The 13,002-nt window shown below is 52.0% G+C and carries 7 protein-coding genes; all 7 read left to right on the top strand.

Translation table 11 applies throughout. The features are described from left to right. The coding region (locus JET16_RS23765) for a DUF4982 domain-containing protein (RefSeq protein ID WP_325176767.1) at positions 1 to 807 on the top strand (807 nt) is incomplete at its 5' end. Positions 808 to 852: 45 nt separating this feature from the next. After that, positions 853 to 2,913, top strand: a complete 2,061-nt coding sequence (locus tag JET16_RS23760; RefSeq protein WP_325176768.1) for a glycosyl hydrolase 115 family protein — start codon at positions 853 to 855, stop codon at positions 2,911 to 2,913. Between the two features lie 116 nt (positions 2,914 to 3,029). Next, the gene (locus JET16_RS23755; protein WP_199621220.1) at positions 3,030 to 3,695 is read left to right on the top strand and encodes a rhamnogalacturonan acetylesterase; all 666 of its coding nucleotides are present in this window, start codon (positions 3,030 to 3,032) and stop codon (positions 3,693 to 3,695) included. Between the two features lie 2 nt (positions 3,696 to 3,697). Next, the gene (locus JET16_RS23750; protein WP_233532159.1) at positions 3,698 to 4,651 is read left to right on the top strand and encodes a family 43 glycosylhydrolase; all 954 of its coding nucleotides are present in this window, start codon (positions 3,698 to 3,700) and stop codon (positions 4,649 to 4,651) included. Then, positions 4,563 to 5,138, top strand: a complete 576-nt coding sequence (locus JET16_RS30295; RefSeq protein WP_325176766.1) for a beta-xylosidase family glycoside hydrolase — start codon at positions 4,563 to 4,565, stop codon at positions 5,136 to 5,138. The genes JET16_RS23750 and JET16_RS30295 overlap by 89 nt, the downstream gene beginning before the upstream one ends. A 110-nt stretch (positions 5,139 to 5,248) precedes the next feature. After that, positions 5,249 to 5,494: an SGNH/GDSL hydrolase family protein gene (locus JET16_RS23745; protein WP_199621217.1), complete on the top strand. Its 246-nt coding sequence runs from the start codon at positions 5,249 to 5,251 to the stop codon at positions 5,492 to 5,494. Positions 5,495 to 5,674: 180 nt separating this feature from the next. Further along, entirely contained in the window at positions 5,675 to 12,862 is a 7,188-nt protein-coding gene (locus tag JET16_RS23740) for a LamG-like jellyroll fold domain-containing protein (protein WP_199621215.1), read from the top strand. Positions 12,863 to 13,002: the final 140 nt, after the last annotated feature.

The raw sequence follows: 13,002 nt of genomic DNA, 5'->3' as shown, positions 1-13,002 counted from the left end.
AAATATGATTATGTCATCGGCGGTATGCTTTGGACGGGGATTGATTATTTGGGAGAATCGATGGGATATCCATCCAAAGGACGGACGAATTCATTGTTCTGGACAAATAATGAGCGCAAGCCGATGTCTTATCTGTATCAAAGCTATTGGTCAGAGGAACCGATGGTATATATGGCGGTAATGGACAATTCATTGCAGGATGAGGGAATGAAGGATCACTGGGGTGCCCCAAGATACGCAAGTCATTGGAACTTTCCCCAGTTTAACAAGGCGGTCATTCCATATATGATCGCAACGAATTGTGAAGAAGTAACCATTGAGCTGAACGATAACCCGATTTATGTAAAAAAACCATGCTCCTATCCGAATCGAATGATCACAGGCTATCTGCCGTATAAACCAGGTACAGTAATAGTAAGGGGCTTAATTAACGGCAAAGAGGTATGCCAGTATACGTTAAGAACAGCAGGAACTGCGGTCAGACTTGACTTTGATTATGAGGAAATCAATCTGGATGCAAATGAAGGTTATGAAAAATTATTCACCGTTCGGGCAAAGGACATGGAGGGGATCCCTGTATTCCACGAAAGTGCAAAGGTCGTCTTCAGTGTGACTGGACCGGCAGAAGTCGTTGCCGTTGATAATGGAGATCTCTCATCAAGTGAGCCATACGACAATAATGGGATGCATATGTATCGTGGATGTGTCAGTACGGTGATTCGGCTTACAGGTAAAAAAGGGCGAGTTGAATGTTTCGCGGTGTCCGAAGGAATGGATTCGGCCCGACTTGTTATCAATGTGACTTAGTGCATTGCATTTCAGTATGTGTCAGTTGGGAGGAAATATAAGTTGGTGCTTATTATTGACCGCAATACGACTTACCGCATTCCGAACAATCCGGCTTCACCGATCCGCCACGCTTGGGACATGGTGCAGCGGGACCATGAACAGGTTTTTGGTGCTGTTCCAAGGCTCATCACGGCGGAGGATGAGCCGGCCGACGTGGTCATCCGATATGCGAAGCCCGAAGACCGGTGCCCGGACAGGCAGGAGGCGTTTTGCTTCCGTTTCGTCAAGTACGGCGGCAAAACGGAGCTTCACATTATTGCGGGCGACGATCTTGGTCTGGTCTATGGCATGCTCGAATACAGCGGAAAGCACCTTGGCGTCGATCCGTTCTGGTTCTGGGCGGATCTTCCTCCCGAGCGGCGAAGCCGCGTCGAGATTCCGGAGAGCGATTACGATTCGCCGGAACCGTTCGTCCGGTTCCGCGGTTGGTTCGTCAACGACGAGGTGTGCCTGATCGGCTGGAAGGAAGAGTACCCGCCGACCCGCGAGGTATGGCAGCCGGTCTTTGAAGCGCTTCTGCGCTGCGGAGGGAATATGGTCATTCCAGGCACCGACCTGCCGAGGCACGGCGTGCATGCCGATGTGGCCGCAGAGATGGGATTATGGATTACTCACCACCATGCAGAGCCGTTGGGCGCTGAGATGTTTCTGAGAGCGTATGAAGGAAAGAAAGCGAGCTATCAAGAGAACCCGGAGATGTTCGAAGTATTATGGGAAGAAGCGATCGAGAGGCAGAAGGACCGCAACATTGTTTGGGTTCTATCTTTCCGCGGACAAGGAGACCAGCCCTTCTGGATAAACGATCCCGCATTCGACACGCCTGAGAAGCGCGGAGAAATGATCAGCCGAGTCGTGCGCAAACAATACGAGATGGTTCGCAGCAAGGTGGCCGATCCGCAGTATTGCGTGGCATTGTATGGGGAGATCTCGGAATTATATAAAGCAGGTCATGTCCATGTACCAAACGACGTTATCAAGGTGTGGGCGGACAATGGATACGGCAAGATGGTGTCCCGGCGCCACGGCAACCTGAATCTGCGGGTACCGGCTTTGCCCGAGCCGCATGAAAAAGGGAAGCACGGCATTTACTACCATGTGACGTTTCATGATCTTCAAGCATCGAATCATTTGGCTTTGTTCCCGGCACCGGCCAGTCTGATCAGCGGAGAGGTGGAGCAGGCGTTTCGGGCTGGCGCAAAAGATTACGTGCTCGTCAATTGCGGCAACATCCGGCCGCATGTCTACACGCTGGACTTGCTGCGTGAGCTGTGGACGCGGGGGGAGGCGGATACGGAAGAGCATCTCGGGTCGTTTGTCCGCCGGATGTTTCCCTCAGGTTCTCCGGAAATCGCCGAGCTGTTCCGCGACTATGCACGGAGGACGATTCCGTATGGTCCGAACGAAGACGATCGGGCGGGGGATGAGTTCTATCATCATCCGGCACGCATCATCGTCGGACACTGGCTTCAGGGGAAATCGGAACATCCGGATCGCCGCTTGTATTGGGCGACGGGGTTAACCGATTTTCCGGAGCAAGTCGAATGCTTTCGCCGATTGTGCGCCGATGCCATTCCGGGCTGGCTTGAGCTGAAGGAACGAATCGAACGGTTGCTTCCTGAGCTTGCGGAGCCGGACCGCCTTCGGCTGAAGGATCATTTGCTGCTGCACGTAGAGCTGCATCTATCCGGCTGCGAGGGCTTTGAGGCATTGGGAAAATCATACTCCGCTTACCGGGAACAAAACTACCCGCTTGCATTTGTTTATGCTTCTCAGGCGATGTGGAAGTATGAGAAGGGCCTAATCGCGTTAAAGCTGGCCGAGCATGGGAAGTGGGCTCATTTCTTCCGGGCGGACTGGCTGACGAATATCGAGAGTACGGTACAAAATATGGACACGCTTCGCCGCTGGCTGCGCATGCACGGCGACAGCCCCGATTTCTTCGCGTGGTACAAGCAGTTTCTGATGCCGGAAACGGAAAAGTATATTTATTTGGAAAACACGCACCGCAATCCTCTTTCGGATGACGAGTTGGCCAAGAGGCTGGCGGATAAGTTCGGCGTATGAGCGTCATCAATGAAATCATGAAAAGATGGTGTTTGTTATGGGAAAACAAACGATTTACTTGGCTGGCNTCGGCGTATGAGCGTCATCAATGAAATCATGAAAAGATGGTGTTTGTTATGGGAAAACAAACGATTTACTTGGCTGGCGATTCGACAATGGCGGATTATCCGCCTGAATCGTACCCCATGCAAGGATGGGGGAATAAGCTTTATTTATTTATCCCCGATTCCGTTCGGGTTGTAAATAAGGCTGTGTGCGGGAGAAGTTCCAAGAGCTTTATCGAGGAAGGAAGGCTCGAAGAAATTTTACAAATGGTCAAGCCGGGCGACTACTTGTTCATTCAATTTGGTCACAACGACAGTAAGGAAGATGCGGAGAGACATACTAGTCCCTGGAGCACGTACCATCACTATTTGCGGCAATATATCGACGGAGCGAGAGCGAAGGGGGCTTATCCCGTGCTCATCTCGTCCATTTGCCGTAGGCACTTTGACATTGACGGACTTCTGATCAACACGCACGGGGAGTATCCCCGATCGATAGAAGCGCTGGCTGCCCAGGAGAAAGTCCCTTTCATTGATTTGTGCGGCCGAACCGCCGTTGCTTTCAAGGAAATGGGTGACGCCAAATCGAAAGAATGGCTGACCTGGCTGCGACCGGGCGAGCATCCGAATTACCCCGAAGGGATCGAAGACAATACGCATTTGAATGAACAAGGTGCAGAGGCAGTCGCACGAATGGCGGCCGATGCCATTATCAAGCTGAACCTGTTGGGGATTTGACCATGTCCAATTCGAAATTAAACGCAACCCAACCGATCGATATTCTAAGGGGCGATTATCCCGATCCTTCCATCGTGCGGGTAGGTCAAGACTATTACATGACACACTCGTCTTTCATGTATGCGCCAGGGCTTCTCGTATGGCATTCCCGCAACCTGACCGACTGGGTCCCCGTTTGCCATGCTCTCCAGAATTATATGGGAGATATTTGGGCGCCGGATCTGGTCTATGTGAACGGGCTCTATTATATTTACTTTCCCGCTAACGGAACGAATTATGTTATCTATGCAGAGAAAGCGGAAGGTCCATGGAGCGATCCGATTGATCTAAGACTAGACGGAATTGACCCGGGGCACCTGCTAACGCCGGATGGGCAGCGGTACCTGTACGTAAACTACGGAAGGGCTATTTCCTTAGCCCCCGACGGCCTTTCCGTTACCGGCGACTTACAAACGGTTTATGAAGGATGGCCTATCCCTGAGGATTGGGTGGTGGAGGGGATGGCTCTCGAATCCCCAAAACTGCTTGTTCGAGGCGATTATTATTATTTGATTTGCGCACAAGGCGGAACGGCTGGTCCTGCGACGACCCATATGGCGGTTGCAGCCAGGAGCAAACATCCTTTAGGGCCTTGGGAGAACTCTCCCTATAATCCTCTTGTGCATACTTGGTCGAAGGAAGAACGCTGGTGGTCCAAGGGGCACGGTACGCTTATCGATACACCTGATGGAAAATGGTATTTCGTCTATCATGCCTATGAAAAGGATTATTACACGCTTGGAAGGCAAACCTTGCTGGACCCGATCGAGTGGACAGAAGACGGCTGGCCGTATCGTATCGCAGGATTCGGACGGAGAGACGAAGCCGGTGCAAGGGAATTGTCCGGAGCTATCCGACGCTTTCCAAGGTGCTGCACTCGGTTGGCAATGGCGATTTTACAAGGAACTGGATCCTGAACGTTATGAAGTAGGCGGAGGCGTCTTGAAGCTGAAGGCCAAAGGGGATTCACCGGCGGATTCAGGACCGCTCGTCATCATTCCACCCGACCGGGCCTATGAAGCTGAAGTGGAGATTAAGGTCGGGCCTGAAGCTGAAGCAGGACTTGTGCTCTTTTATAACGACCGCTGTTATGCCGGGATCAGCTTTACGGAGCGTGCAATTTATCGACATCGGCGAGGTATCAAAGGCTATCCTGTACAAGGCCTGGGCTGCCGGCTTCATTTGAAGCTTAGGAACGACCACCATACAGTGACGATGTTTTACAGTACCGATGGTATTGGGTGGAATCGGCATCCTTCAGCGCTGGAGGTTTCAGGTTATAACCATAATAACTTTGGCGAATTTATTAGCCTTCGTCTAGGTGTTTATGCGGCAGGTAACGGAGAGGCTGAATTTTCACGATTTAGATACCGCAGGATTGAGGTGGATCCTTTGGAAAAATAAACAATTTACTTGGCTGGTGATTCGACAATGGCGGATTATCCGCCTGAATCGTACCCCATGCAAGGGTTGACGGACTACTGATCAACACGCACGGCGATTATCCGCGGTCGATGGAAGCATTGGCCATTGAGGAAAATGTGCCTTTCATCGATTTGTGCGGCCGAAGCGCCGTCGCATTCAAGGAAATGGGATACGCGAAATCGAGAGAGTGGCTGACATGGTTGCGCCCGGGCGAAAGTCCGAATTACCCGGAGGGGATCGAAGACAATACGCACTTGAATGAACAAGGTGCGGAGGCTGTCGCGCAAATGGCGGCCGATGCCATCGGCAAGCTGAACTTGAAAATCGGTGTCTAGCAGGTCGATGATCGATATTTATGGAACGGTCTACTAGTTTATATGTGTACATTAGATCGGGAGGTGAGTTCCATGATCTAAAGTTGCGAGCGATTTCAAAACCGAATTTGTAATTTAGCCCTAAAGGAGAGACTGTTCCAACATCTTTGTTCCAACATGTTTCGGGAGGGAGAAATGTTAATGCAAAGCAGCATCAAGTCTAAATTCAAACAAGTAAAGAAAACGCCAAGACAAGCCGGAAAGGTCTTGATTATTTGCCTGATCGCCGCATTGATTTTGCCGGCGTTCGGACCTGTGCCGGGCAAGGTGGCGCATGCGGCGGAAGAGCCGTCAGCCGACGGTTATCTGGATAAAATCATATTCGGCAATGCTGAGTCTGAAAACGTTCACAATTTCAAGGGTGAATTTACAAGCGTAATCACCGGCTTTATGGGCGAGTCTGCCCGGGTATCGAATCCTCGTATTCCGGCTGAAGGGCAAGGCGGGGATCTGACGTTTACAATGAAAGTCGATCCGTATTTGCGCAACTATTTGACTTTGAAATTTGGGGATGAAAGCTCGGCCGGTTACATTGGCATGATCAATATTAACGGCGAGCAGATCGGATATATCTCGTACGGCGATTATGAAACGATTAACAAACGCTGGGTACTGCCGAACCGTTTCTTATACAATACGATCATGCTTCCGCTGGAATCAACGGTTGGGAAGGAAACGGTCGAGATCACGATCAAATCGTTCAACCCTTGGGGTAACATGACATCCGATACAAGGGGCTATTATAGCGCCTACACCCATACGCAAGCCTATATTAACGTGGATGGGGAGACACAGGGTTACAAATTCAAGCCCGATCAGAATCCGGATACGATGCTTACGCCGGATCTGACGGATGCGGAGAAGCAGGCTCTGATCGACGACTACATGCAAAGCCATATCGACTTTTTCAACGGATTATCGAATAAAGTGGATTCAAGCGCAGGAGGCAAGATGTCGATCGTCAAATATCAGGACGAACTGATGTTTTACGCGGACGTTCTGAAACAAAGTTGGTCTCCGGCGAAGACGCCGGAAGAGAAAAGGGCGGCGCTTCAGCGCATTTTCAAAACGATCGACAACCATGTCATAGATTATTACGGCAATACGAGGCTGGTGCTGCGCGGCGGACACCAGGGCGACTGGGGCGGCTACTACGGAGCGCTTGGAGAAGCGCTGTACATTGTCGAGAACCTGATCAAGGACGATACGATCTATGGGGAAGCGGCGTGGGGCGCATTTCTGGACGAGCCGTTCGTCACCGGAACGACCGAAGGCGAATTCTCTCTGGCGGGCGTGGACTGGGAAGGCGGCGAGCTGACGCGCCGCGAAGCATGGGAACGGGTGCTGAAGGCGAACTTCGACTTTGCCCGTACACGGCTTTCTTATATCTATAACCAGGTGTACTATACATACGTAGGCGCGTGGGAGGCTCATGAAGGGCTGCGTTTGATCGGCTCAAGCTTCTACGAAGGCAAAGAGCGCAGCAATCAAATCCTTCTGGAATCACTGGGGATCAGGCCATTCTTGGGAGAAGAGGTGTTGGTCGGTCCCAGCGGCGAAGAATTGGATTTGTACCATTCGCTGTTCTATCACGATAGGGAGGCGCAGTTCACGGACGATTTCGTTCACATTGTCGGCAAAGGGCTTGCCAAGAGCAAGCTGGATGCGGAAGGCAACGTTGTTAGAAGACTGCCTTACGGTAAGCATTATACCGGCTTGACGGAGGCGGGACTTACAAGGGAAAACGGCTATGTAGCGAACTACGGTGAGGCCGCCAACTATCTTTTGACTTATTTCTATAAAACGTTGAACCATGCCGGCGACGAAGAAATGAATGACGAAATTCTGAAAGCGGCATTGAAATCGGTCCACGCCCGCGGATTTGTCCGTTACCCGTCACTAACCGATGACGGAAAACGAGTGATGAGAGCGGAGCAAGTCACGGACGAGCGAAACCAGTCCATAAACGGGCTTCACGCGTATGGCGCAAGAGTGGGCTTTGGAATGGGGATGCAGTTTGCATCCTTGGAAAAGGTGATGGCTCAGAACGAGCAAAGATACAGCAGTCCGGAATGGGACGAGTACTGGCAGTACGCGAGAGAAGCGGTCGGTTTCGTGCAGCAGCAGCTTGCGGATCACCAGCTATTGCATACGAGAGACTTCGGAAGTAGAATTTCGATGAGCCGACCGAATTACAGTTTAGCGGATGACTATGATTATGTGACTTCCGATCGGGCCAACTACAGCCGGTTTGACGGCAATGTTATGGCTGGGGTTGTCCTTCCGCATTCGGATTTCGATGTTTACAAGCCGGAAGAAATTGCCGCGCTTGGCGTCAATCCGGACGACTACGAGCAGTTTGCATGGACGGATATCGACAATATGTACGTGTCGGTAAAAGACGGCGATTTCAGAATGTTCGGCTCGCTGTTTTACCGAAATCGCGGTATGACAAGCAACGGACGGCTTCGTGTGGTGAAAGACGGCTACCACCATATCGTTCAGATCGCGACTAACAACAAGTTCCGGTATGAAGATTACTACTTGCGGGCGCCCTACATCGACTGGGATTTTCATTTTAACGGCCGGGCGAACAATTGGAGCGGGGCTCCGCAGGCGCTGGCCGGCGAAGTTGCTCCGGCTTCTTATCAGCCGGGCGTAGGAACGATCAACCGTGATAACTTTGAAGTGGACAATCCTTATTCCGGTTATCCGGAATTGCAAACGTCAAGGTACGGCAAATATTTCATGATTTTCAACACAACTCGCGATGAATACGGCAATAAACAGACGTTTGACGTTGAATTGCCGGCCGACTTTACCGGAAACGAGGTACTTGATCTCGTATCGGGGACGAACGTTCCGGTCGTGAACGGCAAAGTGACCATTGCGCCCAAAACCGCGATGGTGCTGAAATTAACGTCGGATATGGAGCTTGCTCCGAAGCCGTTCCATGTTGACTTTGTCAATGCGCTTGCAGGCAACGGTTATGTCGGCATCTCCTGGAAAACGACTTCGGGCGGGCAATCTTACACGATTAAACGTTCAGAAGCGGAAGACGGTCCTTACGAGACGATCGCGACAGGAGTAATTGGCAATTATTATAAGGATCGGGCGGTCCAAAACGGCAAGGTTTACTATTACAAAGTCGCTGGCGTAAACGCAAACGGGACAGGCTGGGATTCCTGGCGCGCTAAGGTTGATTTGACGGCGCCGGTATCCGGTAATGCCGATGCGGCGTGGCGCGACGACCGGATCGGGACCACGGCAGGCAACGCTGTCATCGACGGCTCTTCGATATCGATCGATGCTGTAGACGGGACAGGCTTCGGCGAAGGCGACGACTCCAATATTTACAAGCGGGATATTTTCGATTCGCTGCATTTTGTAAGCCGGGTCGCTTCCGGCAACAGCTCCGTCAGTGCGAAGATCGACAGTACTTCGGGAGAAGCGGGCGGCATCATGATGCGCGACCGGCTCACTGAGGGCAAAGCCCGCTACATCTATTTCGGCGCGGACGAGAACGGCGACCTTGTGCTGCAAAACCGCACGAGGATCTCGATCCATCAATTTACGAACCAGGCGGTCGTAAGCCCGTTGAATGCGAATATTCAAGGCTACACCGCTCTGGAGTATCCGTACGTCAAACTGATGCGCGACCATGACTCGCAGACGGTGTACGCTTTCGTATCCAAAGACGGAACGAATTGGACGTATGTGACGAAGATGTCTACATTGCTGACTTATGCGTACTATACCGGCGTTGTCGCATCCGATCAAGCGCAGTTCAGCGAAGTCACGGTAACGGAAACGCCGCAAGGCAGTGTCAATCCGTTCGTTGTCAAAGAGCAGGATACAGCGACGCTGTACTGGAATAAACCGAAGCAGGCTTCCTGGTTCCATCTGTACCGCACCACGGACGATGCAGCGGGTATGACCGATCCGGAATTGAAGCCGGGTACGGCGGAGCCGGCAGACGGTTCCCCCTGGACGCTCGTTCTCGCGGAGACGAGAGCAACTTCGTACGTGGAAGAGGGCCTGCGGACCGGCAGCGTGTACTACAGGATATTGCCGGTTCACGGGGACGGATCGCCACAGCCGTTCTATGCCGCATCGGTTACCGCGGATCCGATTGAAGTTGTGATGCAGAACGCGGAGAGCTTGTCGGCTTCGGGGTATACGAAGGCCAGCTATTACCTGTACCAAAAGGAACTGGAGTGCATCAAGACGGAGATGGCTAAGCCGGATGCCGACGAGGCGATCCTGATTGACGAAATCTACGATGCCCGCAATTTGCTTGTTTCGTATACATCATCCCTTTATTCGTTTGAAGGGGAAGTGAATAATACATTCGGTTCATTTGACGGCACCGTCTCCGGATCGCCTGTATATTCGACCGGTAAGATCGGGCAAGCGATCGAACTGAACGGCATGGACAGCTATGTCACGCTTCCTTCGACGCATCATTTGTCCGATGCCGATGACATCACGATTGCCGCCTGGGTAAACTGGGGTGGTGGAAAAATATGGCAGCGGATCTTCGAGTTTGGAAACAGTACGTCGCAATACTTGATGATGACACCAAGCTCGAGAGATGATAAGAAGTTGCGTTTCAAGATCAGAAACGGCAGCAATTCGCTGGAATTGGAGGCGCCGGAGCTTCCGGCAGGCGACTGGGCACATGTAGCGGTAACGCTGGGAAGCGGTACGGCGAAGCTGTACGTGAACGGTGAACTAAAGGATGAGAGTAATAACCTGACGATCAAACCGAGCGACTTCAAGCCAAGCAACAACTATATCGGCAAGAGCAACAATATAAATGATCCGTTGTTTAGCGGCAAGATTGACGAGTTCCGCATTGAGACCTCCGTCTTGAGCGCTGACGAGATCAAGGCTCTTTATAATAAAACATCAACATGGTTTGATAATAGCTTGCTCACGCTTCTGTTAGAAGAGGCTGCGGCGGCTGTCGAAGATTATTACACAGCCGAAAGTTTTGAAGCGTTGCAAGCGGCGGTTGCGAATGCGCAAGCGGTTCAGGCGGGAGATCAATCGACGCAGGAGGATGTGGATGCGGCTTCCGCAGAGCTGCTGACGGCGCTGAACGGATTGCAATATATTGCGGGATTGCCGGTGCTTGATCCGATCGGCAATAAATACGTCCTGGCCGGCGAGCGGCTTGCGTTCACGGTTCACGCAACGAACGCGGAAGACATTGTGTACGGGGCAACCGGTTTGCCGGACGGCGCAACGTTCGACGCGGAAACCCGGACGTTCGATTGGACCCCGGCGTTGGAACAAGGCGGCATTTACCCGGTTACGTTTACCGTCGCTTCCGGGGACTTGTCTACTTCCCAAACGATCAAGATCACCGTCAAAGGGCAGCCGGAAATCGGCCCCGATACGACAGTGGACGCTACGGCGAAGGAGTTGTTCAGCTATCAGGTGGATGCATCCGATCCGTCAGGCGCTTTGCTCGTTTACAGCGTAGAGAATTTGCCGGCGGGCGCGTCGTTCGACTCCGCGAATGGCATCCTCACTTGGACTCCGAGCCAAGCGGATTATGGCACCAATCCGGTAACCTTCACGGTGAGCAACGGAAGCTTCGAAGCGAGCCAGACGGTGAACGTTAACGTCAAGCTGCATGTGCTTCCTGCTGCGGACTACACGAAGGGCAGCTACTACCTGTACATGAAGGAAGTGGCGCGGATCGAAGCGGCCATGAGCGAACCGGGTGCAGATAAGACCGGGCTTGCGGCCGAGCTCGATCAAGCCGAGAATTTGCTTGTTCCGTATACAATGTCGCTTTATTCGTTTGAGGGGGATGCGAACAATACGTTCGGGTCAACCGGCGGTACCGTCACCGGATCGCCTGCATATTCGGACGGGAAGATCGGGCAAGCCATCGAACTGAACGGCACGGACAGCTATGTCACGCTTCCTTCGACGTCTCATTTGTCCGATGCCGATGACATCACGATTGCTGCCTGGGTGAACTGGGGTGGCGGAAAAATGTGGCAGCGGATCTTCGACTTTGGAAACAGTGCGTCGCAATACTTGATACTGACACCAAGCTCGAGGGATGATAAGAAGTTGCGTTTCAAGATCAAAAACGGAAGCAGTGAGTTGGAATTGGAGGCGCCGGAGCTTCCGGTAGGCGACTGGGCGCATGTGGCGGTAACGCTGGGAAGCGGTACGGCGAAGCTGTACGTGAACGGGGAACTAAAGGATGAGAGTAATAACCTGACGATCAAACCAAGCGACTTCAAGCCAAGAAACAACTATATCGGCGAGAGCAACAATTCAGCAGATCCGTTGTTTAGCGGCAAAATTGACGAGTTCCGCATTAAGAACTCCGTCTTGAGCGCTGACGAAATCAAAGCGCTTTATAATCATACGTTAACATGGTTAGATAATAGCTTGATCACGCTGCTGCTGGAAGAAGCCGCGGCGATCGACACCGAGCTGTACAAAGAGGAAAGCGTACAAGCGCTTCTAACGGAAGTATCGAACGCTCAATCGGTGTACAACAATGCAGAGGCAACCCAGGCGGAGATCGATGCGGCATCAGCAAGTCTGCTTGCGGCGCTCGAAGGACTGCAGTGGAAAGACATCACCGCATCCCTGGACCCTGAGGTGCCCAACGGCAAGAACGGATGGTATACGTCTCCTGTCACGGTAACGCTATCTCCTGCGAAAATTGCGGAATACAGTCTGGACGGCGGAAACACCTGGTTAGCTTACAGTGAGCCTGTGATTCTGGACCAAGAGGGAACGCATCAGGTTCAGTACCGCCGTTCCGTGGATACGGGAGAAACGAGAACGCTTGCGATTAACATTGATTTGACGGCTCCTGAAGTAACGGTTACCGGGGACACGTACTTCTTGATTGATCAAGACATCTTGATTACGTGCAGCGCAGCCGACACTGTGTCGGGCATAACGTATTCGCCTTGCAACGTACCGCTGCTTCAGACCAAGGCGTATACGCTGGAGTCCGGACAGCATACGGTAACAGCGACAGCGGAGGACGCGGCAGGCCAGCAAACGACGGTCAGTCATACGTTTACGGTGACGGTAACGTTCGACAGCTTAAAGACCGTGACGAATGCGTTCCTGCAGGAGACGAATACCAAGACGTGGGAAACGATGGCCGTTTCGCTGAATCAAAAGCTGGATCAGGCGAAAGCTGCTGCAGATGATGGAAAAATAGACGCTGCGAAGAGCATGATGGCCGACTATATCGAGCAGGTAAAGGACCAAGCTGGGAAATTCTTCACTTCCGAGCAAGCTGCTATTCTGATCCGGTGGGCAGAAATTGTAATTTGATCAAATCATAACAGCAAGAGTGAAGGCCGACAAAGCTCTTTGTCGGCCTTTCCACAGATCATCATTGGGAGCGTTTACAAAATTACCAACATTTGTGGGCACAAAGGAGGTGGTGCAAGCGAAATAATTCATGACGTTTC

The organism is Paenibacillus alkalitolerans (assembly GCF_016482785.1).
Taxonomy (GTDB): domain Bacteria; phylum Bacillota; class Bacilli; order Paenibacillales; family YIM-B00363; genus Paenibacillus_AE; species Paenibacillus_AE alkalitolerans.
Note: the sequence above shows the minus strand (reverse complement) of the source record. Positions and strands in the feature narration are given on the sequence as shown.